22 protein-coding genes and 1 pseudogene are annotated in these 23,949 nt (G+C 72.3%); 6 read left to right on the forward strand and 17 right to left on the reverse strand.

What is annotated here, in order from left to right; genetic code table 11:
* The first annotated feature begins 96 nt into the window (after positions 1–96).
* Positions 97–546: an adenylyltransferase/cytidyltransferase family protein gene (locus tag D581_RS0109355; protein ID WP_018956981.1), complete on the forward strand. Its 450-nt coding sequence runs from the start codon at positions 97–99 to the stop codon at positions 544–546.
* On the opposite strand, the gene D581_RS0109360 is transcribed toward D581_RS0109355, so the two are convergent.
* The 12 genes and pseudogenes from D581_RS0109360 to D581_RS0109415 all read right to left on the reverse strand — a co-directional run bounded on the left by D581_RS0109360 (position 515) and on the right by D581_RS0109415 (position 12,479).
* Positions 515–1,255 (reverse strand): CDP-alcohol phosphatidyltransferase family protein, encoded by a 741-nt coding sequence (locus D581_RS0109360; protein WP_018956982.1) that lies wholly within the window; start codon positions 1,253–1,255, stop codon positions 515–517. The genes D581_RS0109355 and D581_RS0109360 overlap by 32 nt on opposite strands.
* 87 nt (positions 1,256–1,342) lie before the next feature.
* A complete protein-coding gene (locus D581_RS0109365) occupies positions 1,343–1,888 on the reverse strand; it encodes an MOSC domain-containing protein (protein ID WP_018956983.1) in 546 nt (181 codons plus the stop codon).
* Between the two features lie 234 nt (positions 1,889–2,122).
* Positions 2,123–2,476 (reverse strand): monovalent cation/H(+) antiporter subunit G, encoded by a 354-nt coding sequence (gene mnhG / locus D581_RS0109370; RefSeq protein WP_018956984.1) that lies wholly within the window; start codon positions 2,474–2,476, stop codon positions 2,123–2,125.
* Entirely contained in the window at positions 2,473–2,808 is a 336-nt protein-coding gene (locus D581_RS0109375; protein ID WP_018956985.1) for an MrpF/PhaF family protein, read from the reverse strand. Before D581_RS0109375 ends, mnhG begins: the two co-directional genes overlap by 4 nt.
* Positions 2,805–3,431 (reverse strand): Na+/H+ antiporter subunit E, encoded by a 627-nt coding sequence (locus D581_RS0109380; protein ID WP_018956986.1) that lies wholly within the window; start codon positions 3,429–3,431, stop codon positions 2,805–2,807. The genes D581_RS0109375 and D581_RS0109380 overlap by 4 nt, the downstream gene beginning before the upstream one ends.
* Positions 3,428–5,080, reverse strand: coding sequence for a Na+/H+ antiporter subunit D (locus D581_RS0109385; protein WP_018956987.1), 1,653 nt, complete (start codon positions 5,078–5,080; stop codon positions 3,428–3,430). Before D581_RS0109385 ends, D581_RS0109380 begins: the two co-directional genes overlap by 4 nt.
* Positions 5,077–5,694: a Na(+)/H(+) antiporter subunit C gene (locus D581_RS0109390; RefSeq protein WP_018956988.1), complete on the reverse strand. Its 618-nt coding sequence runs from the start codon at positions 5,692–5,694 to the stop codon at positions 5,077–5,079. The genes D581_RS0109385 and D581_RS0109390 overlap by 4 nt, the downstream gene beginning before the upstream one ends.
* On the reverse strand, positions 5,691–8,594 hold the full coding sequence (locus D581_RS0109395) for a Na+/H+ antiporter subunit A (RefSeq protein ID WP_018956989.1): 2,904 nt from the start codon (positions 8,592–8,594) through the stop codon (positions 5,691–5,693). Before D581_RS0109395 ends, D581_RS0109390 begins: the two co-directional genes overlap by 4 nt.
* A gap of 92 nt (positions 8,595–8,686) precedes the next feature.
* Positions 8,687–8,884 (reverse strand): annotated as a pseudogene (locus D581_RS01000000137055) (mycothiol transferase); the annotation flags it as partial.
* A 267-nt stretch (positions 8,885–9,151) separates the two neighbouring features.
* Complete coding sequence (locus D581_RS0109405; protein WP_051114563.1) at positions 9,152–10,411, reverse strand: serine hydrolase domain-containing protein; 1,260 nt, start codon at positions 10,409–10,411, stop codon at positions 9,152–9,154.
* Between the two features lie 395 nt (positions 10,412–10,806).
* Positions 10,807–11,208, reverse strand: coding sequence for a RidA family protein (locus D581_RS0109410; protein ID WP_018956992.1), 402 nt, complete (start codon positions 11,206–11,208; stop codon positions 10,807–10,809).
* Positions 11,205–12,479, reverse strand: coding sequence for an acyl-CoA dehydrogenase family protein (locus tag D581_RS0109415; RefSeq protein ID WP_018956993.1), 1,275 nt, complete (start codon positions 12,477–12,479; stop codon positions 11,205–11,207). The genes D581_RS0109410 and D581_RS0109415 overlap by 4 nt, the downstream gene beginning before the upstream one ends.
* A 207-nt stretch (positions 12,480–12,686) precedes the next feature.
* Between D581_RS0109415 and D581_RS0109420 the strand changes: the two genes are divergently transcribed.
* The 4 genes from D581_RS0109420 (at position 12,687) to D581_RS0109435 (ending at position 16,040) form a co-directional block, all read left to right on the forward strand.
* Positions 12,687–14,375: an AMP-binding protein gene (locus D581_RS0109420; RefSeq protein ID WP_018956994.1), complete on the forward strand. Its 1,689-nt coding sequence runs from the start codon at positions 12,687–12,689 to the stop codon at positions 14,373–14,375.
* A gap of 65 nt (positions 14,376–14,440) precedes the next feature.
* Positions 14,441–15,262 (forward strand): PaaX family transcriptional regulator C-terminal domain-containing protein, encoded by an 822-nt coding sequence (locus tag D581_RS0109425; protein WP_018956995.1) that lies wholly within the window; start codon positions 14,441–14,443, stop codon positions 15,260–15,262.
* Between the two features lie 56 nt (positions 15,263–15,318).
* On the forward strand, positions 15,319–15,537 hold the full coding sequence (locus D581_RS0109430; protein WP_018956996.1) for a hypothetical protein: 219 nt from the start codon (positions 15,319–15,321) through the stop codon (positions 15,535–15,537).
* Positions 15,538–15,590: 53 nt separating this feature from the next.
* Positions 15,591–16,040, forward strand: coding sequence for a hypothetical protein (locus tag D581_RS0109435; protein ID WP_026290362.1), 450 nt, complete (start codon positions 15,591–15,593; stop codon positions 16,038–16,040).
* On the opposite strand, the gene D581_RS0109440 is transcribed toward D581_RS0109435, so the two are convergent.
* A complete protein-coding gene (locus D581_RS0109440) occupies positions 16,027–18,381 on the reverse strand; it encodes a bifunctional salicylyl-CoA 5-hydroxylase/oxidoreductase (protein WP_486585823.1) in 2,355 nt (784 codons plus the stop codon). The genes D581_RS0109435 and D581_RS0109440 overlap by 14 nt on opposite strands.
* The gene (locus D581_RS0109445; protein ID WP_018956999.1) at positions 18,366–19,193 is read right to left on the reverse strand and encodes an enoyl-CoA hydratase family protein; all 828 of its coding nucleotides are present in this window, start codon (positions 19,191–19,193) and stop codon (positions 18,366–18,368) included. Before D581_RS0109445 ends, D581_RS0109440 begins: the two co-directional genes overlap by 16 nt.
* A gap of 283 nt (positions 19,194–19,476) precedes the next feature.
* On the opposite strand from D581_RS0109445, the gene D581_RS0109450 reads away from it, so the two are divergent.
* Complete coding sequence (locus tag D581_RS0109450) at positions 19,477–19,926, forward strand: ATP-binding protein (protein ID WP_018957000.1); 450 nt, start codon at positions 19,477–19,479, stop codon at positions 19,924–19,926.
* Here the strand turns inward: D581_RS0109450 and D581_RS0109455 are convergent.
* The 3 genes from D581_RS0109455 to D581_RS0109465 all read right to left on the reverse strand — a co-directional run bounded on the left by D581_RS0109455 (position 19,877) and on the right by D581_RS0109465 (position 23,908).
* Complete coding sequence (locus D581_RS0109455) at positions 19,877–21,364, reverse strand: amino acid permease (RefSeq protein ID WP_018957001.1); 1,488 nt, start codon at positions 21,362–21,364, stop codon at positions 19,877–19,879. The two genes, D581_RS0109450 and D581_RS0109455, sit on opposite strands and share 50 nt — an antisense overlap.
* Positions 21,365–21,552: 188 nt before the next feature.
* Positions 21,553–22,557 (reverse strand): ornithine carbamoyltransferase, encoded by a 1,005-nt coding sequence (argF, locus tag D581_RS0109460; RefSeq protein ID WP_018957002.1) that lies wholly within the window; start codon positions 22,555–22,557, stop codon positions 21,553–21,555.
* A gap of 115 nt (positions 22,558–22,672) precedes the next feature.
* A complete protein-coding gene (locus D581_RS0109465) occupies positions 22,673–23,908 on the reverse strand; it encodes an arginine deiminase (RefSeq protein ID WP_018957003.1) in 1,236 nt (411 codons plus the stop codon).
* Positions 23,909–23,949 lie beyond the last annotated feature (41 nt).

The following is a 23,949-nucleotide window of genomic DNA, read 5'->3' on the forward strand; positions in this document are numbered from 1 at the left end:
GCCGAGCTTATCCGTTCACGGCTTGCACAAGTGTTCTTCACAGTAAGGTCGTTGGAACATCACCGGATCATGTTCACCGTGGGGGGAGAGATACGGATGGTGCAGCACAGGGTGGGTTACGCACCCGGGGTGTACGACCTGTTCCACGTCGGGCACCTCAACATCTTGCGGCATGCCCGCAGTCAGTGCGACTACCTGGTCGCGGGGGTCGTTTCGGACGAGATGGCCGCCCTCGCCAAGGGCCACACGCCGGTGATCCCGCTCCGCGAACGACTGGAGATCGTCCGCAGCGTGCGCTTCGTGGACGCCGCGTTCGTGGAGACCGTGCCGGACAAGGTCGAGACCTGGCAGCAGGTCCGGTTCGACGTGATCTTCAAGGGGGACGACTGGCGGGGCACGGACAAGGGGGAGAAGCTGGAGTGCGACTTCGCCGAAGTGGGCGTGGAGGTCGTCTACTTCCCGTACACCGTGCACACGTCCAGCACCCAGCTGCGCCGGGCGCTGGACGTGCTCGTCAACCGGCCCGGAGCGCTTTCAGCTCCCTGAACCACTTGGCGAGGAAGGCCGCCAGGAACACCGCCTGCACCAGCGCGAGCACGGCGTACCCGGCGCGGAAGGCCCCGGGTGCGCCGAGCAGCAGGAACACCAGGCAGAACACCCCGTAGTCGGCGGGCAGCAGCGCCACGGCCCGCACCCGTGAGACGGGCGCCGCCGCGTCCGGCGCCGCCCAGGACGGACCCCGGGCACTCACCGCCGCCTTGCCGAGCTGTTCGCGCAGCAGTCCCGCGCAGAAGGTCACCACCGCCGCCAGCTGGAAACCCAGCGGGAGCAACAGCCATGCCTCACTGGGCAGTTCGCCGAAGCGGTAGAAGGAGATCAGGACCGCGGCGTGGACGAGCAGCAGCTTCCCGCAGTCCACGACGTGGTCCAGCCACTCCCCGTCGGGCCCTCCCCGGCCGGTGAGCCGGGCGAGCTGCCCGTCGGCGGAGTCGAAGGCGAAGCCGACCGCGAGGCCCGCCCAGACCAGGGCGCCGAGCGCCCAGGACGGCTCGACGAGCGCGACCGACGCCACCGCTCCGTACGTGAAGAGCGCGCTGGTCAGGGTGACGTGATTGGGCGTCATCCCCATGCGATACGCCCCGGCCGCGAGCACCCGCCCGGCGGGCCGGTTCACGTACCGCGAATAGAGCGAGACGCCCTTGGCGCTCTTCTGTGCGCCGCGCAGTTCGCGCAGCACTGTGCCCGTGCTTCCCATACGCCCCCCAGCGTCCGGCATTGCCCGCATCATGGCATGCGGACACCGGCCCGTGGGCGCTTTGGCGGGGACAGGACGGTGTGGGGATCAGACGCGTTCCAGCGGGCGGTGCGGCCCGGCGGGGAGTTCGGCGGCGACCGTGTCTCCGGGACGGACCACACCGCCGCGGCGGACCACGCTCATGACACCCGCCTTGCGCACCACCGCGCCCGTCGCGTCCCGGCCGACGACCTGCTTCAGCAGCCCTTCCCGGAAGGCCTCGATCTGGAGGCAGGGGTTGCGCAGGCCGGTGACCTCGACGACCGCGTCGTCGCCGATCCTCAAGCGCGTGCCGGTGGGGAGGGCGAGCAGGTCGATGCCTCGGGTGGTGATGTTCTCGCCCAGCTCTCCGGGGGCCACGGTGAATCCCGCGTCGGCCAGCTGCGTGAACAGTTCCTCCTGGATCAGGTGGACCTGCCGCAGATTGGGCTGGGTGGGGTCCTGCGCGACCCGGGACCGGTGCTTGACCGTCTCGCCCGCGTGGGCGTCGCCCTCGACGCCGAGTCCGGCGAGCAGCGTCACGCTGTCCCGGCTCTCCTTGCTGAACGTGTGCCCGCCACTGGTGCTGACCGTCGTGACCGTTCCGTACGCCATGGTTCCCCGTCCCCGCTCGTCCTGCGCGCTGCGCGATCTCCTTCGACCCTACGCCCGGCGGCGGAGCCGCACACAAAGCCCCCTTGCCTCCGGGGTGATCGACCGTGCCCGGCCCCCGGGGCCAAGGTGGGGTCACCGCCCCGGAGCGCCGGGGCGACCCGAGGAGAGGGCACGGATCGGTTCGGTGAGCGGATTCCTGGACCGGGTACCAGGAGCGTGAAGCCCGACGCGCGCTCACTTGCCGTCGGTGAGCTGCTCGTCGAGTTCGTCGAAGAGCAGGTCGCCGTGTTCGATCTGCCCGGTGCGGTACGCGGAACGGGCCACCAGGTGCGAGGCGACCGGGCCGGTGAGCATCTGGAAGAAGGCGATGAGGCCGAGGGTGGCGAGTTCCATGCCGCCGCGCAGCCGCAGCGCGACCCCGGCCAGGACCAGGATCATGCCGAGGGTCTGCGGCTTGGTCGCCGCGTGGCTGCGGGAGAGGACGTCCGGGAGCCGGATCATGCCGATCGCCCCGAGCAGACAGATCGCGGCGCCGACGAGGAGCAGTGCGGCGCCGGCCGTGTCGGCGATCTGGTGCCAGAGATTCATCCCGGGCCCTCCTCGGTGTCGTCGGGACGCGGGGAACGGGGCGCCTCGCGGGGCCGGTCGCGTACGGCGATGAAGCGGGCGATGCCCACCGAGCCGGTGAACCCGAGGAACGCCAGCACCAGCATGATCGGGAAGTAGAACGGGTCCCGGGCGAACGCCGACTTGGCGGCGAGGCCGGCGATGATCAGGGCGGCGCACACGTCCAGGGAGATGGCCCGGTCCAGCATGGAGGGGCCCCGCCAGACCCGGGCCAGCAGCAGGGCCCCGGCGAGCAGGATCAGGACGACGGCGGCGGTCAGCAGGACGCGGTCGACCTGCTCGGGCGCGGTCATGGTGCGGGTCTCCCTGCGGCGAGCTGGGGCGGTGGCGGGGGTTCGGCGACCCGGGCGATCTCGTCGGGGGTGCCGAAGGCCCGTACGGTCAGTTCCTCGATCCGCCACACCTGGCGCCGGGCGGCTTCGAGCTCCTCGGGCCGGTCGGCGTCCAGGACGTGCAGGAAGAGGGTGGCGGTGGCCCGGCGCACCTCGATGATGGAGCCGCCGGGGACGTTGGAGACGGCGACGGCGGTGGCCGCGAGCATCAGGTCGCTGCGGCAGCGCAGGGGCACCCCGATCACGGCGGCCCGGTGCGGCAGGCCGGAGAAGATCTGCCGGGTGACCTTCACCCCCGATGTGTACATGTCGTAGAGGAGGTAGCCGACCAGGCGCAGGATGCCCCAGAGGTGGAGCCGCAGTCCGAGGTCGACCCGGGGCAGCGGGAAGGCGAGGCAGACGGCGACCGAGACGACCAGGCCGGTGATGACGTTGGCCCAGGTGAGGGTGGACCAGAGCAGCACCCAGATGACGGTGAGCCAGGCGATCAGCGGCAGGTCCAGCACGCGTCGGCGGGAGCCGAGTTCGCAGCTCAGCGGTGGCAGATCGGCGTTGCGGAACGAGAGGCGCAGGATGCGTTTCACCGGCCCAGCACCTCCTGGACGTAAGGGGTCCGCTGGAGGATCTCGGCGGCCGTGCGGTCGGTGAAGGCGGTGAGCGGGTCGGCGAACACCGTGAAGGCGAGGCCGATCGCGATGGTCGCCGCGGTGGCCGCGATCATCGGGCGGGGCAGCCGGCTGGTGGTGATGACGGCCCGTGCGTGCAGGGTCGCGGCGACGGCCTGCCCCGCCGGGCGGCGGGCCGGGGCGATGCCCTCGTCACCGGTGCCGCGGATCCGGTCGGGGCCCGCGTCCGCGTCGTCGTCGCTGTCGTCGCCGGACTCCAGGACCGTGCCGGCGGCGGCCTGGCCGGGCGGGGCGGCCCGCCAGAAGGCCAGGTTCCAGACCTTGGCGACCACGTACAGCGTCAGCAGGCTGGTGGCCGCCGAGCCCGCGACCAGCAGCCAGGCCCAGCCGCCGCCGTCGGCGACGCCGGCGCGCATCAGCCCGAGCTTGCCGATGAAGCCGGACAGCGGGGGGATTCCGGCGAGGTTCATCGCGGGGACGAAGAACAGCACCGCGAGCATCGGCGCGGCCCTGGCCAGCCCGCCGAGCCGGGTCAGCTCCGTGGTGCCGCCCCGGCGTTCGATGAGACCGGCGACGAGGAACAGGGTCGTCTGGACGGTGATGTGGTGGGCGACGTACACGATGGCCCCGCCGTACGCCTCGCGGGTGGCGAGGCCGATCCCGAAGACCATGTAGCCGATGTGGCTGATCAGGGTGAAGGAGAGCAGCCGCTTCAGGTCGGTCTGGGCGACCGCGCCGAGGATGCCGATGACCATCGAGGCCAGCGCGACGGCCATCAGGAGGTCGCCGAGACGGTTGCCGGGGAAGAGCAGGGTCTCGGTGCGGAGCATGCAGTAGACGCCGACCTTGGTGAGCAGTCCGGCGAAGACGGCGGTCACGGGGGCCGGGGCCGTGGGGTAGGAGTCGGGAAGCCAGGCGGCGAGCGGGAAGACGGCCGCCTTGATCGCGAAGACGGTCAGCAGCAGCGCCTGGATCAGCGTCTGCACGCCGATGGGGAGGTCGGCCAGCCGTCCCGCGAGCTGGCCGAAGTTGGCGGTGCCGGTGGCCGCGTACGTCATGGCGATGGCGGTGAGGAAGAGCATCGAGGAGAACAGCGAGATAATCACGTAGGTGGAGCCCGCCCGCATCCGGGGTCCGGTGCCGCCGAGGGTGAGCAGGACGAAGCTGGCGACCAGCATGATCTCGAAACCGACGTAGAGGTTGACGAGGTCACCGGCGAGGAAGGTGCACGAGACCCCGGCGACGAGGATCAGGTAGGCGGGGTGGAAGACGGCGAGCGGGGTCTCCTTGTCCCGGTCGGTCATGCCCTGGCCGAGGGAGTAGACGAGCACGCAGAGCGTGATGGCCGAGGAGACCGTGAGCATCAGGCCGGACAGCCGGTCGGCGACCAGGGTGATGCCGAGCGGCGGGGCGAAGTCGCCGAGGTGGACGGAGAGCGGGCCCTGCCGGTCGGCGGCGATCATGAGGATCACCGAGAGCGCGAGCACGGCGGTCAGCACGGCGACGCTGATGAAGCGCTGGAAGCGCCCCAGGCGGGTGCCGAAGGCGAGGCTGAGGCCGGTGGCGCACAGCGGCAGCAGCACGGGCAGCGGGACGAGCGCGTTCATCCGTCGGCTCCTCGGTCGCGGGGGTAGCGGTCGTCCGCCTTGGCGTCGCCGTCGCGTGCGTAGTCCTCCGGGTCCGCGCCCAGCACGTCGTTCCACAGGTTGCCGGAGGCGTCGCGGCCCCGGGCCTGGCGGGCGCGGTCGGCGCGGAGCCGGTCGCGGAGCCGGCGGCGCTCCTCCCGATAGCGTTCGCGCTCCTCGGCCGTGGGTTCGGCCCCCGACCGGAACTGTTCGCGCAACTGGGCGCGTTCGCCGAGCACTTCGGCGCGCAGCACGACGCGGCGGTCCTCCAGGTCGTCGTGGACCTCGTCGGTGCCGGTGATCTGGTGGCTGCGGTAGGCCATGGCCAGCAGGAAGGCGGTGGTGGCCAGGGTGATGACGATGGCGGTCAGCGCGATGGCCTGGGGCAGCGGGTCGGTGACCCGGCTCAGGGACACCCCGTAGAGCAGGGGCGCGGCGCCGGCCCGGCCGGTGGAGGAGAGGACCAGCAGGTTGATGCCGTTGCCGAGGATGACGGCGCCTAGCAGGATGCGGGTCAGCGGGCGGGTGAGCATGAGGATGCCGCCGACGGCGCAGAGCACGACGGCGGTGGCGAGGAGCGAGGCGCTGACGATCATCGGGGGGTCCCTCCCGCCTCGGGGCCGCCTTCGGGGGCGAGGACGCCCGCCGCCCGTTCGATCTGCCGGTCGATCTTGGCGCCGAGGGCCCGCACGATGTCCAGGACGACGCCGAGGACCAGCAGGTAGACGCCGAAGTCGAAGAGGACCGAGGTGCTCAGGTGGTAGTCGCCGAAGACCGGCAGGTGTCCGTAGTACGTGAAGGCGTGCAGGACGGTGCCCTCGGCGAGTCCGAGGAGGCCCACGCCGGTGGAGATGAAGAGGCCGAGTCCGGTGAAGAGTCCCGGTTGCAGGGGGGCGGCCTCGGCGAGTTCGAAGCGGCCGCCGGCCAGGTAGCGGGTGATCAGGGCGAGTCCGGCGACGAGCCCGGCGACGAACCCGCCGCCGGGCAGGGACTCGGCGCAGAACAGCAGATAGACCGAGAGCACGAGGATCGGGTGGAACAGCAGCCGGGCCACCACTTCGAAGACGATCGAGCGGTGCTCGGGCGCGAGGGTGGCGCCGGCGGCCAGCCAGCCGCGTTCGGGGGCCGCGTCGTCGCCCTGCGGCAGTCGGGAGGAGTGGTGCGCCGACAGGGACCAGGCGGTACGGCCCCGCAACTCCTCCTGGACCATGGTGCCCTCGCTGCGGCGGTGCAGGTAGATGAGGCTGGTGACGCCGATCGCAGCGGCGGCGAGCACGGCGGACTCCCCCATCGTGTCCCAGGCGCGCAGGTCGACGAGGATGGTGGCCACGACGTCCTTGAGCCCGTGGTCGGCGACCTCCCGGACCATGGCGGCGCCGGCCGGTTCGGCGGTGCGCGCGGCGGCGGCGACCCACATGCCGACGCCGACGGTGGCTGCCGCCGCGAGGGCCGTCGGGATGCGGGCGGCCCGCCGCCAGGTGCTGACGGTCTCGTGGAAGTGGACGGGCATCCGGCGCAGCACCAGCACGAAGACGATCATCGAGACGGTCTCGACGCAGAACTGGGTGAGCGCCAGGTCGGGTGCTCCCTGGACGACGAAGAGCAGGGCGGTGCCGTATCCGGTGAGGCCGGCCAGGACGACGGCCTTCATGCGCCGGCGCACCGTCAGACAGAGCAGGGCGGCGGCGCAGGTCAGGGCGGCGACCGCGCCCTGGAGCGGGTTGTCCCAGAGCCGGGGGCGTACGGCCCCGTTCCAGGGGGTGTCGACCATGAGGACGGTGAGCTGCCCGGCGAGCATGACGAGGAGGGTGGTGGCGAGGTACACGGAGAGGGAGCCGCGCTGGATGAAGCCGGTGACCTGGAGGGCGAGACGTTCCTGCCCGAGCAGCAGATGGCCGAAGACGCTGTCGGCGGTGGGCCAGGCGATCCGGCGGGAGAGCCGGGTGACGTGGGCGCGGCCGAGGAAGAGCACGGCGCCGGCGGCCCAGGCGAGGGCCGACAGGAGCAGCGCGCTGCCGAACCCGTGCCAGAGGACGAGGTGGTACGGCTTCCCCTCGGCCGGGAACGTGTCGGCGTACGCGCCCAGCAGCCGGTCGGTCCAGCCGACACCGGGGCCGAGGACGAGGCCGAGGGCGGCGAGCAGGGCGGGCGGGGCGAGGAAGGCCCACCCGACGCGGTGGACGGGGGTGTCGGGGACGCCGGGCTTGCGGGCGAACGCGCCCCAGACGAACCGCAGGCTGTACGCGGTGGTCAGCGCGGAGCCCGCGACGACGACGGCCAGCGCCCACCGGTCGGCGGCGGAGCCGTGCAGCAGCGCCTCGAACGCGGCCTCCTTCGCCGCGAAGCCGAGCAGCGGCGGGAGGGCGGCCATGGAGGCGGCGGCGAGGGCGGCGACACCGGCGACGTACGGCAGGGAGCGGCCGACCCCGGACAGTTCGCGCAGGTCGCGGGTGCCGGCGGCGTGGTCGACGATGCCGGTGACGAGGAACAGCGGGCCCTTGAAGAGGGCGTGCCCGAGGATCAGGGCGGCGGCGGCGAGCGCGGCGTTCCGGTTGCCGGTTCCGGCGAGCAGGGTGAGGAAGCCGAGCTGGCTGACGGTTCCGTAGGCGAGGACGAGCTTGAGGTCGTTCAGGCGCAGCGCCCGCCAGCCGCCGAGCAGCATGGTCGCGCCGCCGAGGACGAGCACGACGGGTTTCCAGACGGGGACGTCGGCGAAGGCGGGGGCGAGCCGGGCGACCAGGTAGACGCCGGCCTTGACCATCGCGGCGGCGTGGAGATAGGCGCTGACGGGGGTCGGAGCGGCCATGGCGTTCGGCAGCCACATGGAGAACGGCCAGATCGCGGACTTCGACAGGGCCCCGCACAGCACGAGGACGACGGCGACGGACACGGCGAGGGTCGTCTCGGGCGGGTCGGCGACGATCGCGGAGATCCGGTAGGTGCCGGCGGCCTGACCGAGGATCAGGAAGCCGACGAGCATGGCGAGGCCGCCGAACGTGGTGACGACGAGGGCTTGGAGGGCGGAGCGGCGGCTGTGCCGGTGTTCGCTGCCGTGGCCGATCAGCAGGTAGGAGAAGACCGTGGTCAGCTCCCAGAACACGTAGAGCGTGATCAGGTCGTCGGCGAGGACGAGGGCGAGCATCGCGCCCGCGAAGGCGAGCAGGTTCCCGGCGAAGCGGCCCAGCTGCGGGGTGTCGTCCGTGAAGTAGGAGGCGCAGTAGAGCAGGACGAGCGCGCCGACCCCGGCGGCGAGCAGCACCATCAGTTCGGCCAGCGCGTCCAGGCGCAGGTCGAGGGCGACGCCGTAGTCCGGGATCCACTGCCAGGACCAGGTGTCCGCGCCTCCGGACGCGGCGGTGCTCCAGCGGGTGAGGGCCCAGACGGTGGCCGCCGCCGGCGGCAGGGCCAGCACGACGAAGGCCCGGCGGCCGAGCCGGTGCACCAGCGGGCCCGCGCAGGCCGCGAGCGCGAAGTGGGCGACGATGAGCGCGATCACCGAGGGGTGTCCGGTTCGGGCGGCGGGGTATCCGGAATAAAAGGCACTAAATACAGATATATCCCTCAGGCTGATTCACTCGACCGGCGCGCCGCGATGAAACGGTCGGTCACCTCGCTCTCGGCCCGCCACTGCCGCCAGGCGTCCTCCACGGTCGAGGGGTCGGCGATCGCCCCGTTCCAGTCCCCGTCACGGTCTTCAACGGTGCGGTAGATCCCGGGCAAGTCCTCGCCGGCCAGCCGGCGGAAGTGCCTTTCGTCCTCGGCCATGTGCCGCACCAGCCCGAGCAGTACGTAGCGCGGTGTCGCGGGCCTGGGTGCCCTGGAAGTCGAGGGGAACTGCCAGGGCGAGCGCCACGGCGGTGACAGGCGCGAACCCGCTCAAAGACAGCAGACGGCGCCGGAGGCGGTGGTTCAGGGGTGAGCTGAGAACGACAGCCGTCACCTTGGCGAGGGCCGACTGTGTGGGATCGACCTCAATGCGGACCGGCCGTCGCCGAGCGGAGTGGTGCCCTGCTGGACTGGCCGACTCGCAGTGCCGACCAGTCGTGCCGCGTCTCAGTAGCGCTCGGGCAGGTCACGCTCGGCGGGCAGCGGTGCTCGGTCGGGGGAGGCGGAGGGTGCCGTGGAGCGGCCGGTCGGGGCGGGTGTCGGCTGCTTGCCGCAGAAGGCGGCTTCCAGAGTGCCGCCCAGCGCGGTGTTCGCGGCGCCGCGGTTGGAGGTGTTGGCCAAGGCCGAAAGGCTCCGGCGGCCGTCACGGGTGGAGAAGGCGTACGTGTAGAAGCCTTGGACGGTGCCGGTGTGGCCGTAGACCTGGGTGCCGCACGTCAGGTCGTAGCGGCGTAGGCCGAGTCCGTAGAACCGGGTGTTGGTGGTGTCCGTCGGGGTTACGGTCGTCATCGCCTCCAGCATCGCCGAGGACAGCAGCCGACCGCGCATGAGGGCGCTGGTGAAGGTGTTGAGGTCGGCGGGGCTGGAGATGACGGCGCCGGCCGACTGAGCCCAGGAAACGGTCTGCTCCGTTGAATCGACGAGTGGCGCACCAGCCTCGTCGGGGTGCAGGTAGCCGCGCACGTGTGTGCCCTTGATGCGCGTGTCCGGGTGGACGTACGCGGTTTTGCGGAGCCCCAGCGGCTTGATGATGCGCCGCTGGTAGGCGTCGGCCACCGGGCGCTGTGTCAGCTTCTCGATCAGCATGCCGACGACGACGAAGTTGGCGTTCGAGTACTTGTACGCGACCCCGGGCTCGGTGGTCCGGGGCTCGGCGAGGGAGAGGTCCACCAGCTCCTGGTAGCTGAACACCCGGTTTCGTACGGCCTCGAAACCCGGCACGGTCTGGTTGAACATGGCGTTGGTGTAGTCGGCCAGGCCGCTGCGATGGGTGAGGAGGTGACGGACCGTGACCCGGTCGTCAGGCAGAAGGCCTTCGAGGTAGGTGTTGACGGGCGCGTCCAGCTTCAGCCGGCCCTCTTCCACCAACTGCAGCAGTACGACGCTGGAGAACGTCTTGCTGACACTCCCGATCCGGAACCGCGCCTTGGTGTCCATCGCCGCGCCGGACTCCCGGTCGCGGACGCCGACAGCTCCTTCCTCGGCTCCTTCCGGGCCGGAGTAGCGGGCCATCGCGCCCGGCGCCCCGCTGGCCATCGCGGACTCGAGTGCGGCGACGACCTCGGCCATATCCGGTGCGGGCGCCGGGGAAGGGGCGGCGGGCGGGGCTGCGGACGCTGTGGTGGCGGGAGCGAGAGCTCCGGCGAGCGCGGCGATCAACGCGGCACTCACGGTCAGACGTCGGTGTGACGACAAGGGCACGGTCATCCTCGGTTCTTCCTCGGCTGGATCGGTACGGCACCACGACAGTGATCAACCATGGGCACCATGGAGGGGGAGTCCCGGACAGCCGGAACGGTTCCCAACACGAGGAATACAGCATCCGAACGATCCGGCTCCGCCCGGCGACGCACCACGGAAGTCCGCTCCCTGCATCTGCGGGGATGGTCCCGACCTCCACCAGGGCCGGGTGGCTGCTGGCTCTGCTTTCGTCGGGCCGAACGGTGAACCGTCGAGGATGAAGGCGGAGACCTCCGTGGTGTCCATGCACGAGGACGGGCAACGGGGTGGCCTCGGGCAGGTTGGAGAGCCAGAACCGGATCGGCGTCCGGCCTCCTTCGGCCCCGCCCCGCGGCCCTCCCGCCGCTACCCGGACGCCCGGCTCACGGCAGCACCGCGAACCCGTCGATCTCGATCATCGCCTGCTCGTCCCAGAGCCGGGCCACCCCGATGACGGCCATCGCCGGGTAGTCGCGCCCCGCGAGCCCGCGCCAGATCCGGCCCAGTTCGGGGGCGTGGGAGCGGTAGTCGGCGATGTCCGTGGCGTAGACGGTGACCCGGGCGAGGTCGGCGGGGGCGCCGCCGGCCGCGTGGAGAGCGGTGAGCAGATTGCCCAGGGCGACGGCGAACTGGTCGGGCAGGGTGGCCCCGACGACCTTTCCGTCCGGGTCGAGTGCGGTCTGCCCGGCGAGGAAGACCAGGTGCCCGCCGGTGGCGACGACGGCGTGGCTGAAGCCGGTGGGCGGGGAGAGTTCGGCCGGGTTGATCCGGTGGGACGGACTCATGCGGGCGGCTCCTGGGTGAGGCCCGCGGGCTCCACGGGCTCCGGGGCAGCGGGCTGCTGGGCGGCGGGCTGGTCGGCGAGGGACTGCTGATCACGGGGCAGCGCGTCACGGGACAGCTGGTCATGGCGCTGCTCGACGGAGGGCTCGGGCCGCTGGGCGGCGCTCGCGTACAGCTCCTTGGCGATGATGGTGCGCTGCACCTCGCTCGCGCCCTCGTAGATCCGCGGCGCGCGGACCTCGCGGTAGAGGTGTTCCAGCAGATGGCCCCGGCGCAGGGCGCGGGCGCCGTGCAGCTGGACGGCGGCGTCGACGACGTACTGCGCGGTCTCGGTGGCGTACAGCTTGGCCATCGCCGCCCGGCGGGGCACGCCGCTCTCCCCCGCGTCGTACGCCGCGGCCGCCGCGTACACCAGGAGGCGGGCGGCCTCGGTGCGGGTGGCCATCTCCGCGACCTGGTGCGAGACGGCCTGGAGGTCGCTCAGGGGGCCGCCGAACGCGGTGCGGTGGGCCGTGTGCTCCAGGGTCGCGTCCAGGGCGGCGCGGGCCATCCCGACGGCGAAGGCTCCGACGCTGGGCCGGAAGAGGTTGAGGGTGTTCATCGCGACGCGGAAGCCCCGGTCGGGTTCGCCGAGCACGTCGTCGGCGGTGACGGGTACGCCGTCGAACTCCAGGGTGCCGATGGGGTGCGGGGAGAGCATGTCGAGGGCGGAGCCGGTGAGTCCGGGGCGGTCGGACGGGACCAGGAACGCGGTGATGCCGCGGGATCCCGCCCCGGGGGTCGTCCGGGCGAAGACCACGGCGAAGTCGGCCTCGGGGGCGTTGGAGATCCAGCACTTCCCACCGGTGAGCGCCCAGCCGGCCGGGGTGTGCTCGGCGGCCAGGCTCAGGGCCGCCGCGTCGGAACCCGCACCCGGCTCGCTCAGCGCGAACGCGGCGACGGCCCGCCCGGCCCGCACCTCGGGGAGCCAGCGCTCGCGGTGGGCGGCGGTGCCCGCCTGGACGATCGGAGTGGTGCCGAGGCCCTGGAGGGCGAGGGCGGTCTCGGCCTCGGTGCAGCCCCGGGCCAGGGATTCGCGCAGCAGGCACAGGTCCAGCGCCCCGGAGCCCAGCATCCGGCCGAGGAGGCCCAGCTCGCCGAGAGCGGCCAGCAGCGGGCGGTTGACGCGCCCGGGCTCCCCCTTCTCCGCCAGCGGGCGCAGTTCCCGCGCGGCGAGGGTGCGGAGCTCCTCGCACCAGGCGGTTTGTTCCGGTTCGAGGGAGAATGCCGTCATGGCGGCGCCTCTCTTGTCGCGTCGTGTCCCGTCGTGTCCCGTCGTGTCGGGTGCCCTGTCGCGTTACGTGCCCTGTCGCGTCGGCTGCCCTGTCGCGTTGCGTGGCTTCTCGTCGCTTCGTCGCATCGCAGGTCATGTCTTATCGCGGACCGTTGACTACCGTCACCCAAACGATACGCTCCAGAGGCGACAAGGGGGCGATCCTTCATGGAGCCGAATTCCTCGCCGAACACGCCCACAGCCGCCGCCGACGCGTCCGTACGCGTCCCCGGCGCGCATCCCGAGCCGCCCCCGCACGCCGCGGGCGCCCACGCCGACACCTTCACGCGCGACCATCTCCCGCCGCCGGAGCAGTGGCCGGAGCTCCTCCTGGAGGATCCCGCGCCGCGCTACCCCGACCGGCTGAACTGCGGGCACGAACTGCTGGACCGGACCGTCGAGGAACGGGGCGGGGACCGCCCCGCGCTGCTCTCCGGCGACGGGAGCGTCTGGAGCTACGGAGAGCTGCGGGAGACGGTGGACCGCATCGCCCGTGTGCTGACGGACGACCTGGGCGTCGTGCCGGGCAACCGGGTACTGCTGCGCGGGCCGACGACGCCCTGGCTGGCCGCCTGCTGGCTCGCCGTCATGAAGGCGGGCGCGGTCGCCGTCACCGTACTGGCGCAGGCGCGCGCGACGGAGCTGGCCACCATCTGCTCGCTGGCGCGGATCGGCCACGCCCTGTGCGACGCCCGGTCGGCGCGGGACCTGGCGGAGGCGGACGTGGAGGGCCTGCGGATCACCCTGTTCGGCGGGGACGCGGCCGGGGACCTGACCCGGTTGGCCGAGGCCAGGACCGGGCCGTACCGGGCGGTGGACACGGCCGCCGACGAGGTCGCGCTCATCGCGTTCACCTCGGGAACCACCGGGCGCCCCAAGGGCTGTATGCACCTGCACCGGGACCTCCTGGCCATCGCCGACACCTTCTCCCGGCATGTGCTGCGCCCCTCGGCCGACGACGTGTTCGCGGGCAGTCCGCCGCTGGGCTTCACGTTCGGCCTGGGCGGGCTGCTGGTCTTCCCGCTGCGGGCCGGGGCCTCGACGCTGCTGCTGGAGCAGGCGGGCCCGCGGCAGCTGCTGCCCGCCCTGGTCCGGCACCGGGTCTCGGTGCTGTTCACCGCGCCGACGGCCTACCGCACCATGCTCGGGGAGCTGGACGGCCACGACCTCTCGGCGCTGCGGCGCTGCGTGTCGGCCGGGGAGAACCTCCCCGAGGCGACCTGGCGGGCCTGGTACGAGGCGACGGGGCTGCGCATCATCAACGGCATCGGGGCCACCGAACTGCTCCACATCTTCATCTCGGCCGCCGACGACGCGATCCGGCCGGGCACGACCGGGGTGCCCGTGCCGGGGTGGCAGGCCCGGGTGGTGGACGAGCGCGGGGACGAGCTGCCCGACGGCGAGGCGGGACTGCTGGCCGTACGCGGTCCGGTCGGCTGCCGCTATCTCTCCGACCCCCGGCAGACGGAGTACGTCCGGCACGGCTGGAACATGACCGGCGACACCTTCGTCCGCGAACCGGACGGCTACTTCCGCTACGTGGCCCGCGCCGACGACATGATCATCTCCTCCGGCTACAACATCGCGGGCCCGGAGGTGGAGGACGCCCTGCTGCGCCACCCGGAGGTCGCGGAGGCCGCCGTGGTGGGCCGGGCGGACGAGCTGCGGGGCGAGATCGTGGTGGCGCACGTGGTGCTGACGGAGGGCTCGGAGCAGACCGCGGACTCGCTGCGCGCCCATATGAAGGCCAACCTGGCCCCGCACAAATGCCCGCGGGTCTTCGTCTTCCAGGCGTCCCTGCCCCGGACGGCCACCGGAAAACTCCAGCGGTTCCTGCTGCGGGACCAGCACCCTTAGAGCCTCTCGTCCGGATCATGCCGGGCTCGCGACCTGTTCCGAACGAAAGACCCTAGAGTGATCACGTGGCCGAGTTGCGCACCCCCCGTTCCCTGATCGTCACGCTCTACGGCGCCTACGGCCGCCCGCCGGACGGGGCACCGTTCGCGGTGTCGGAGCTGATCCGTCTGCTGCACGCCGTCGGCGTCGACGCCCCTTCCGTACGCTCGTGCGTCTCGCGGCTGAAGCGGCGCGGGCTGCTGGTGGCCGCCCGTGCGGCGGACGGTTCGGCGGGGTACGCGCTGTCGCCGGACGCCCGGCAACTGCTGGACGACGGGGACCGGAGGATCTACGGACGGCCCGGGCCGCGGCTCTCCGACGGCTGGGTGCTCGCGGTGTTCTCCGTGCCCGAGGCGGAGCGCAACAAGCGCCATCTGCTGCGCTCCCGGCTGGCCCGGCTCGGCTTCGGCACGGCCGCCCCCGGGGTGTGGATCGCGCCGGCCGGGCTGTACGAGGAGACCCGGCACACCCTGGAGCGGCTCGGACTCGCCCCGTACGTGGAGCTGTTCCGCGGCGAGCACCTCGGTTTCGCCGCCACCCGCGAGGCGGTGGCCCGCTGGTGGGACCTGCCGGCGGTGGCGCGGCTGCACCACGAGTTCCTGGAGCTGCACGAACCGGTGCTGCGGGACTGGGAGGCGGCCGGGGACACCGACGACGCACCTCGCCCGCAGACCGCCTACCGGGACTATCTGCTGGCCCTGGACTCGTGGCGGCAACTCCCCTACGCGGACCCCGGTCTGCCGTCGGAGCTGCTGCCCGGGGACTGGCCGGGCGGGCGGTCGGCGGAGGTCTTCGGCCGGCTGCACGAGCGGCTGCGGGACGCCGGGGAGCGGTACGTGCGGCCGTGACCCCGCCGGGGTGAAATCCGGGTGCCCCGGGCCCCGGCCCACCGGCAGGATGAGGCATGACCTGGACCTTCACGAACGACGTCGCCACGTTCCTCGCCGCGGCCGGCGCGTCGCTCGCCGCACGGCCCGTCGAGCACACGGTGGCGCTGACCGTCACCGAGCGGCTGAGACGTGCGGGCCCGCACCACTACGGCGGGGGCGATCCGCTGCTCGGCTGGTGGTGCGGGGCGGACGGGGCGGTGGCGGACCGGCTGCTGTTGAGGAGGACCTCGTGAGCGCGGAGCCCGTGTCGGCGCTGTCCGTGAGCGAGGAGCCCGTGGCCGGCCCCATGGCTGAGGAGCCCGCGTCGGCGGAGCCGCTGTGGCTCGTCGCCGCGAACGTGGTCCGGTGGCGGCGATACGGGGACGGTGGACAGGAACTGCGGCCCGGGACCAAGTCGTACCGGGGCGGGTCGAAGGTGCACGTCGTCGGCAGCTACGGAGGCATGGGGCACGAGCAGTTGACCACCGTCGGGCGCGGCCGGCACACCGGGGCGTACATCACCATCGGCATGGCGACCCGCAACCTGCACACCTTCCGGCCCGTCGCGGTGTACAGCCCGGCGGTGCTGCGCCGCGTGGCGGCGGTGGCCGTCGACGGGTCATGGGCCACGCGGGAACACGCCGAGGAGCTGGCCGCCCTGCTGGCCCGCCTGGCCCCGCGGTACCGCGAGGAGCACTGGGGCGGTGTCTCGCACCCCGTCCCGCGCCGGTGCCACGGCTGCCTCAGCCCAGCGTGAGCCGGGGCTTCGGTCCGTCGGTGCGGCCGGTGGGCGGGGGGCGGCTGCCCGCGCCGTACGGAAGGGGCCAGGGAGCGCCGGGGCCGCTGTAGCCCTGTTCGGCCGCCGCGTGGAGGGTCCAGTGCGGGTCGTACAGATGGGGGCGGGCCAGGGCGCAGAGGTCGGCGCGGCCCGCCAGGAGCAGGGAGTTGACGTCGTCCCAGGAGGAGATCGCGCCGACGGCGATGACGGGGACGTCGACGGTGTTGCGGATCCGGTCGGCGTACGGGGTCTGGTAGGAGCGGCCGTACTCGGGGCGCTCATCGGCCACGACCTGGCCGGTGGAGACGTCGATGGCGTCGGCCCCGTGGTCGGCGAAGGCGCGGGCGATCGTGACGGCGTCCTCGGATTCGGTGCCGCCCTCGGCCCAGTCGGTGGCCGAGATCCGCACGGTCATCGGCCTCTCCCGCGGCCAGACTTCGCGGACGGCGTCGAAGACCTCCAGGGGGAAGCGGAGCCGCCCGGCCAGGGCCCCGCCGTGGGCGTCGCTGCGGCGGTTGGTGAGCGGCGAGAGGAAGCCGGAGAGCAGGTAGCCATGGGCGCAGTGGAGTTCGAGGAGGTCGAAGCCGGAGTCGGCGGCGCGCCGGGCGGCCGCCACGAACTGCTCCCGCACGGCGTCCAGTCCGGCCCGGTCCAGCTCCGTGGGGACCTGGCTGACGCCCGGTTCGTACGGGAGCGGGGAGGCGGCCGTCAGCGGCCAGTTGCCGCCCTCCAGGGGCTGGTCGATGCCCTCCCACATCAGCTTCGTGGAGCCCTTGCGGCCGGAGTGGCCGAGCTGCACGCCGATGGCGGCGCCGGGCGCGGAGGTGTGGACGAAGTCCGTGATCCGACGCCAGGCGGCCGCCTGTTCGTCGTTCCACAGACCCGTGCAGCCGGGGGTGATGCGGCCTTCGGGGCTGACGCAGACCATCTCGGTCATGGTGAGTCCCGCGCCGCCGAGCGCCCGGGCCCCGAGGTGGACGAGGTGGAAGTCGGCGGGCAGCCCGTCGGTGGCCGCGTACATGTCCATGGGTGAGACGACGACGCGGTTGCGCAGTTCGAGGCCGCGCAGGCGCAGGGGGGTGAACATCGGCGGGGTGCCCGGCGGGCAGCCGAACTCCTCCTCGACGGCGGCGGTGAACGAGGCGTCGCGCAGCCGGAGGTTGTCGTGCGTGACCCGGCGGCTGCGGGTGAGGAGGTTGAACGCGAAGCGGCGGGGCGGCTGGTCCACGTAGGTGGCCAGCTCCTCGAACCAGCGCAGACTGGCCGCGGCGGCGCGCTGGGTGGAGGCGACGACCGGGCGGCGTTCGGCCTCGTACGCGGCGAGGGCCGTCGGCAGGTCCGGCTGCTCCTCCACGCAGGCGGCCAGCGCGAGGGCGTCCTCGACGGCGAGCTTGGTGCCGGAGCCGATGGAGAAGTGGGCGGTGTGGGCCGCGTCGCCGATGAGCACGGTGTTGCCGTGGGACCAGCGGGAGTTGGCGACCGTGCGGAAGGCGGCCCAGGAGGACCTGTTGCCGCGCAGCGGGCGGCCGTCCAGCGCTTCGGCGAAGAACGTGGCGCAGCGGGCGGTGGATTCGGCCGGGTCGCAGGTGTCGAGCCCGGCGGCGCGCCAGACCTCCTCGCGCATCTCGACGATGACGGTGGAGGCGTCCGCCGCGTACGGGTAGCCGTGCAACTGCATGACGCCGTACGGGGTTTCGGCGATCTCGAAGCGGAAGGCGTCCAGCGCGAAGTCGGCGGCGAGCCAGATGTAGCGGTTGCGGTGCTCGGTGACGCTCGGGCCGAAGGAGTCGGCGTGGGCCGCGCGGGTGGCGCTGTGCACCCCGTCGGCGGCGATGACCAGGTCGTGGCGGGCGGCGAGCTCGGCGGCGGGCGGGGCCGGGGCACGGAAGCGGAGGTCGACGCCGAGGCCGGCACAGCGCTGGTGCAGGATCTCCAGGAGCCGGCGGCGGCCGAGGGCGGCGAAGCCGTGGCCGCCGGAGGTGTGGGTCCGGCCCCGGTGGACGATGTCGATGGTGTCCCAGCGGACGAACTCGGCTCTCAGCGCCCGGTACACCTCGGGGTCGGCGTGTTCGATGCCACCGAGGGTCTCGTCGGAGAGGACGACGCCGAAGCCGAAGGTGTCGTCGGGGGCGTTGCGCTCGAAGACGGTGACGGCGCGGTCCGGGTCGAGCCGCTTGAGGAGGGCCGCGGCGAAGAGCCCGCCGGGGCCGCCGCCGACGACCGCGATCCGGCGCACGGAGGAGGAGCCCCGGCGGGGCCCGGCCCCGGCGTCAGGGCGCCGGGCTGCCTCGGGGGCCGACACGGCTACCTCCCCTGCCATTTCGGCGGCCGCTTCTCGGTGAAGGCGGCGTGGAACTCGGCGTAGTCCTCGCCGTGCATCAGGAGGGCCTGGGTGTTGGCGTCCAGCTCGACGGAGGCGGCGAGCGGCATGTCCAGCTCGGCGGTGAGCAGGGCCTTGGTCTGGGCGAGCGCGAGGGCCGGGCCGTCGGCGAGGCGGCGGGCCAGCTCGGCGGCGCGCTCGTCGGCCTTCCCTTCCTCGGCCAGCTCGCTGATCAGCCCGATGCGCTCCGCCTCCGGGGCGCGGACGGCGTCCCCGAGCATCAGGAGCCGGGTGGCGTGGCCGAGGCCGACGACCCGGGGCAGCAGATAGGCCGCGCCCATGTCGCCGCCGGAGAGGCCGACCCGGGTGAAGAGGAAGGAGAAGCGGGCCGACGGGTCGGCGATCCGGAAGTCCGCCGCCAGGGCCAGCACGGCTCCTGCTCCGGCGGCGGTGCCGTGGACGGCGGCGACGACGGGGAAGGGGCACTCCCGCAGGGCCCGGACGACCTGGCCGGTCATCCGGTTGAAGTCGAGGAGCTGTGCGGTGTCCATGGCCAGGGTGGCGCCGATGATCTCGTCGACGTCGCCGCCGGAGCAGAAGCCGCGCCCCTCACCGGCGAGGACGAGGGCGCGGACGGAACGTTCCCGGGAGAGCTCGGCGAGGAGGTCGCGCAGATCCGCGTAGGCGCCGAAGGTGAGCGCGTTGAGTTTCTCGGGGCGGGCCAGTGTGACGGTGGCCACACCGTCGTCCTGGGTCAGCCGGAGATGACGCCACTCCTCGGCGCTCGGGGCCGAGCTGGGAAACGGGCTCATGGAGGGGTCCCCTTCAGCGATCGGGCTGGCGCCGGCCGTGCGCGGGTCGCGTTCCGCCTCCGAAGTTATCACTCCTATGTGACTGCCGTCACGAGGTCGCAATACAGCATCCATGAGACCGTTGTGGCGAAAGTCCCTTTTGCTCCGACCGACCGCCTCTATGGCCGGCCCGGAGCGGTTCGTAAGGTTGAAACCAGGAAGTCCCGACACGAGTACCGCGTGAACCCCAGAAGTCGAGACCTCCCGCTTCGAGGAAGACCCGCTCCCGAACGGAAACCCCGCCGTGCCGCCCGATGTCCCCGTCCCCGCCTCCTGGCGCATCGCCCTGCCCCACTCCACCGCGGCCGTGCCGATCGCCCGCGCACTCATCCGCACCGCGCTGTCGGACATCGACGCCCCGGCCGACAGCGACACCGCCGAGCTGCTGACCGCCGAGCTGGTGGCCAACGCCGTCGAGCACACCCTGGGCGGTGAGCCCATCGAGCTGGTCGTGGAGTTGCTGCCCACCGGCTGCCAGGTCGAGGTGCACGACCGCGACCCCGCCCCGCCGGGCGACCTGTCCCGGCCGCAGCCGGGCTGTGAGGTCGACCCCTGGCAGGAGCACGGCCGCGGCCTGCTGCTGATCCGGACCCTCAGCTCCGCGTGCGGTCACCGCACCACGGAGCACGGCAAGGCCGTGTGGTTCACCCTTCCGGCGATACCGGCACAGCAGGGTCCGTCCCCGGGGAGCTGACCAGCCGGGAGCGCTTGCGCCCGTAACCGGCGTACAGCAGTGAGCCGACAGCGAGGAAGACCGCGAACTGGATCCAGGTCGTCCAGCCGGTCCCGTACATCAGGTACAGGCAGAACGCGACGCCCAGCACCGGACTGACCGGGTAGAGCGGCACCCGGAAGGTCCGCTTCAGCCCGGGGGCGCTCCGCCGGAGCACCACCACCGCGACATTGACGGCGACCATCGTGGCGAGCGTGCCGATGGTCGTCAGGTTCACGACGACGTCGAGCGGGACGAACGCGGCCGGGACCGCGAAGACGCAGGCCACGATCCAGGTGTTGGCGACCGGGGTGTGGGTCTTGGGCGAGACCCGCTCGAAGACGCGCGGGATGAGCCCGTCGCGGGACATCGACATGAGGATGCGGGTCTGCCCGTACATCACGGCGAGCACCACCGAGGCGATGGCGACGACCGCGCCGAAGGCGATGACGCCGCCGCCGACCGTGGAGTCGGTGACTTGGTTGACGGCGATCGAGAGGGCCGCGCTCCTGTCGGCGACGGCGTCCGAGCCGATCGCGCCGATGGCCGAGAGCGCCACCGCGCAGTAGAGCAGGGTGACGACGCCGATGCAGATCAGGATGGCGATGGGGATGTTCCGCCGGGGGTTCTTGACCTCTTCGCCGGCGGTGGTGATGGCGTCGAAGCCGATGTAGGAGAAGAACGCCAGCGAGGCGCCCGCGGTGATGCCGCCGAGCCCGTGGGTCGCGAACGGCATGAGGTTGTCGTCCTCGAACGCGCTGAACGCCACGGCGCAGAACGCGACCAGGATGCCGATCTTGAGGATCGCCATGGCGGCGGTCGCGGTGGCGCTCTCCCGGACACCGCGCACCAGCAGCGCGGCGGCCATGGCGATCACGACGATCGCGGGCAGGTTGACCACACCGCCTTCGGCGGGACCGGCGGACAGGGCCTCGGGGAGTCGCAGGCCGATCACGCTGTTCAGCAGCTCGTTGACGTACTGGCTCCAGCCCACCGCGACGGCGGAGACCGACACGCCGTACTCGAGCAGCAGGCACCAGCCGACGAGGAAGGCGGTGCGCTCGCCGAGCGCCGCGTACGCGAAGGAGTACGAACTTCCGGACACCGGGATGGCGCTGCCCAGCTCCGCGAAGGAGAGGGCGGTGAAGATGCAGGTGATCGCCGCGAGGACGAACGAGATCACGACGGCGGGGCCGGCCTCGGCCACGCTGTCGGACAGCCCGACGAAGATGCCGGTGCCGACGATCGCGCCGACCCCGAAGCAGACGAGCTGGAAGAGGCCCATCGTGCGCTTGAGGCCGTGCCCCTCCAGGTCGCCGCCGGACTCGGCGATGAGCTGATCGGGGCTCTTGCGGCGCAGGCGCGGCTTCGAGGGGCCGGGGTGCTGCGGGATGCCGGAATGCGGCAGACCGGTGCTCATGCGGGACGTTCTCATCTCTGGTGGTGCCGTGGGGGGACGTCTCCCGGTGCGCACGGCGGCCGTGGGGACCGCGGGCGGCACATGGGAAGGGGGCCCGGGCATCGCGAGCCCGAACCCCACCAAGAGGCGACATGGTAGCCACCACCGCGCATGTTCACCCAATCGGGTGCATGAGCATGCGAACGCGGTTACTTCGCGGCCAGCGTCGCCACCAGCACGGCCTTGATCGTGTGCATCCGGTTCTCCGCCTGGTCGAAGACGACCGAGTGGGCGGACTCGAAGACCTCGTCGCTGACCTCCAGCTCGGTCAGCCCGTACCGGGCGTGGATGTCCCGGCCGACCTGGGTGCCGAGGTCGTGGAAGGCGGGCAGGCAGTGCAGGAACTTCACGTCCGGGTTGCCGGTGGCCCGCAGGACGTCCATCGTCACGGCGTAGGGACCGAGGGCGGCGATGCGCTCGGCCCACACCTCCTTGGGCTCCCCCATGGAGACCCAGACGTCGGTGGCGACGAAGTCGGCGCCCCGGACGCCCTCGGCGACATCGCCGGTGAGGGTGATCGTCGCGCCGCTGACCTCGGCGAGCTCCCGGGCCCGCGCCACGACGGCCTCGGCCGGCCAGTACGCCTCGGGGGCGACGATCCTGACGTCCAGGCCGAGCAGGGCTCCGGTGATCAGGTAGGAGTTGCCCATGTTGAAGCGGGCGTCGCCGAGGTAGGCGAAGGCCGTCCCCGCGACGGGTCCCTCGCGGAACTCGGCCATGGTGAGCACGTCGGCGAGCATCTGGGTGGGGTGCCAGTCGTCCGTGAGCCCGTTGAAGACCGGCACCCCGCCGTAAGCGGCCAGCTCCTCGACGGCCTGCTGGCTGTCGCCCCGGTACTCGATCCCGTCGAACATCCGGCCGAGCACCCGGGCGGTGTCCCTGACGGACTCCTTGTGGCCCATCTGGGAGCCCGACGGGTCGAGGTAGGTGGTGGAGGCGCCCTGGTCGGCTGCGGCGACCTCGAACGCGCAGCGCGTACGGGTCGAGGTCTTCTCGAAGATCAGCGCGATGTTCTTCCCGCGCAGCCGCTGGACCTCGGCCCCGGCCTTCTTGGCCGCCTTGAGCTCGGCGGCCAGGGAGACCAGGCCGAGAAACTCCTCGGAGGTGAAGTCCAGCTCCTTGAGGAAGTGGCGGCCGGTGAGGTCTATGGCCATGATGACTGCTCCTGGGTCGGACGGGGATCGGCAGCACTGCGCACAGGCAGAACTGGAAGTCTATACGATTACCCGCATCTCTATACAGGGCTGGGGCTCGCGGTCCACACGCTTCTCAGGCGACGGGGTCCCGCTCGACCGGACAGCTCATGCAGCGCGGCCCGCCACGTCCCCGGCCCAGCTCGCTGCCCCGGATCTCGATCACCTCGATGCCCTGCTTGCGCAGATAGGTGTTGGTCGTGGCGTTGCGCTCGTACGCGACGACGACCCCGGGCTCGACCGCGAGCACGTTGCACCCGTCGTCCCACTGCTCGCGCTCGGCCGCGTGCACGTCCTGGGTGGCCGTGAGCACCCGGACGGAATCGAGGCCGAGGGCGGCGGCGATGGCCCGGTGCATGTGCTCGGGCGGATGGTCGGTGACCTTCAGCTCGCGGGGGCCGCTGCCGGGCTCGATGGTGTACGAGCGGAGCATGCCGAGACCGGCGTACTGGGTGAACGTGTCGCCGTCGATCATCGTCATCACCGTGTCCAGGTGCATGAACGCCCGGCCCTTGGGCATGTCGAGCGCCACGATCGTGCGCGCCGAGCCGGCGTCGAAGAGGCCCCGGGCCAGCATCTCCACGGCCTGCGGCGTGGTGCGCTCGCTCATCCCGATGAGGACGGCGCCCTCCCCGATGACCAGGACGTCACCGCCCTCGATGGTGGAGGGGTAGTCGTCCTGACCCTCCGACCAGTGGTGGAAGACCCCCGCCTCCGGGCCGGTGAAGAGAGGATGGTGCCGGTAGATCGCCTCGAAGTGGACGGTCTCGCGCTGCCTGGCGGGCCAGCGCATCGCGTTGATGGAGACCCCGTCGTAGATCCACGCCGAGGTGTCCCGGGTGAAGAGGTGGTTCGGCAGCGGGCCGAGCAGGAAGTCGTCCAGGTCCATCACGTGGAAGCGGACGGAGGTCGGCTCGCTGTGCCGCTCCAGGAACTCCCGCTTGGTCATGCCGCCGACCAGCGCCTCCGCCAGCTCGTCCGAGGACAGTTCCTCGAAGACGGCCCGCAGCGGTTCGGTGGCGAGCGGACCGTACTCCTTCTCGTCGAAGACCCGGTCGAGCACGAGCCGCCGGGCGACCGGGATGTCGAGGGACTCCCGCAGGAGGTCGCCGAAGAGATGCACGGCGACCCCCCGGTCGCGCAGCACGTCGGCGAACCCGTCGTGCTCCTCCCGGGCGCGGCGCACCCACAGGACGTCGTCGAACAGGAGCGCGTCCTTGTTCCTGGGGGTGAGCCGCTTCAGCTCCAGATCGGGGCGGTGCAGTATGACGCGGCGCAGCCGCCCGGCTTCGGAGTCGACGTGGAATCCCATGCCTTCATCCTCACCGCGCGGAGCGCCGTTCACCCCGCGAA

This window comes from Streptomyces sp. CNB091 (genome assembly GCF_000377965.1).

Coding starts and splice junctions, on each gene's coding strand:
- mnhG (WP_018956984.1), bottom strand. CDS start 2,476: ATGAATCTCTGGCACCAGATCGCCGACACGGCCGGCGCCGCACTGCTC.
- D581_RS0109420 (WP_018956994.1), top strand. CDS start 12,687: ATGGAGCCGAATTCCTCGCCGAACACGCCCACAGCCGCCGCCGACGCG.
- D581_RS0109415 (WP_018956993.1), bottom strand. CDS start 12,479: ATGACGGCATTCTCCCTCGAACCGGAACAAACCGCCTGGTGCGAGGAG.
- D581_RS0109435 (WP_026290362.1), top strand. CDS start 15,591: ATGGCTGAGGAGCCCGCGTCGGCGGAGCCGCTGTGGCTCGTCGCCGCG.
- D581_RS0109385 (WP_018956987.1), bottom strand. CDS start 5,080: ATGAACGCGCTCGTCCCGCTGCCCGTGCTGCTGCCGCTGTGCGCCACC.
- D581_RS0109410 (WP_018956992.1), bottom strand. CDS start 11,208: ATGAGTCCGTCCCACCGGATCAACCCGGCCGAACTCTCCCCGCCCACC.
- D581_RS0109430 (WP_018956996.1), top strand. CDS start 15,319: ATGACCTGGACCTTCACGAACGACGTCGCCACGTTCCTCGCCGCGGCC.
- D581_RS0109455 (WP_018957001.1), bottom strand. CDS start 21,364: ATGAGCACCGGTCTGCCGCATTCCGGCATCCCGCAGCACCCCGGCCCC.
- D581_RS0109445 (WP_018956999.1), bottom strand. CDS start 19,193: ATGAGCCCGTTTCCCAGCTCGGCCCCGAGCGCCGAGGAGTGGCGTCAT.
- D581_RS0109360 (WP_018956982.1), bottom strand. CDS start 1,255: ATGGGAAGCACGGGCACAGTGCTGCGCGAACTGCGCGGCGCACAGAAG.
- D581_RS0109405 (WP_051114563.1), bottom strand. CDS start 10,411: ATGACCGTGCCCTTGTCGTCACACCGACGTCTGACCGTGAGTGCCGCG.
- argF (WP_018957002.1), bottom strand. CDS start 22,557: ATGGCCATAGACCTCACCGGCCGCCACTTCCTCAAGGAGCTGGACTTC.
- D581_RS0109355 (WP_018956981.1), top strand. CDS start 97: ATGGTGCAGCACAGGGTGGGTTACGCACCCGGGGTGTACGACCTGTTC.
- D581_RS0109375 (WP_018956985.1), bottom strand. CDS start 2,808: ATGACCGCGCCCGAGCAGGTCGACCGCGTCCTGCTGACCGCCGCCGTC.
- D581_RS0109365 (WP_018956983.1), bottom strand. CDS start 1,888: ATGGCGTACGGAACGGTCACGACGGTCAGCACCAGTGGCGGGCACACG.
- D581_RS0109465 (WP_018957003.1), bottom strand. CDS start 23,908: ATGGGATTCCACGTCGACTCCGAAGCCGGGCGGCTGCGCCGCGTCATA.
- D581_RS0109440 (WP_486585823.1), bottom strand. CDS start 18,381: ATGGCAGGGGAGGTAGCCGTGTCGGCCCCCGAGGCAGCCCGGCGCCCT.
- D581_RS0109390 (WP_018956988.1), bottom strand. CDS start 5,694: ATGATCGTCAGCGCCTCGCTCCTCGCCACCGCCGTCGTGCTCTGCGCC.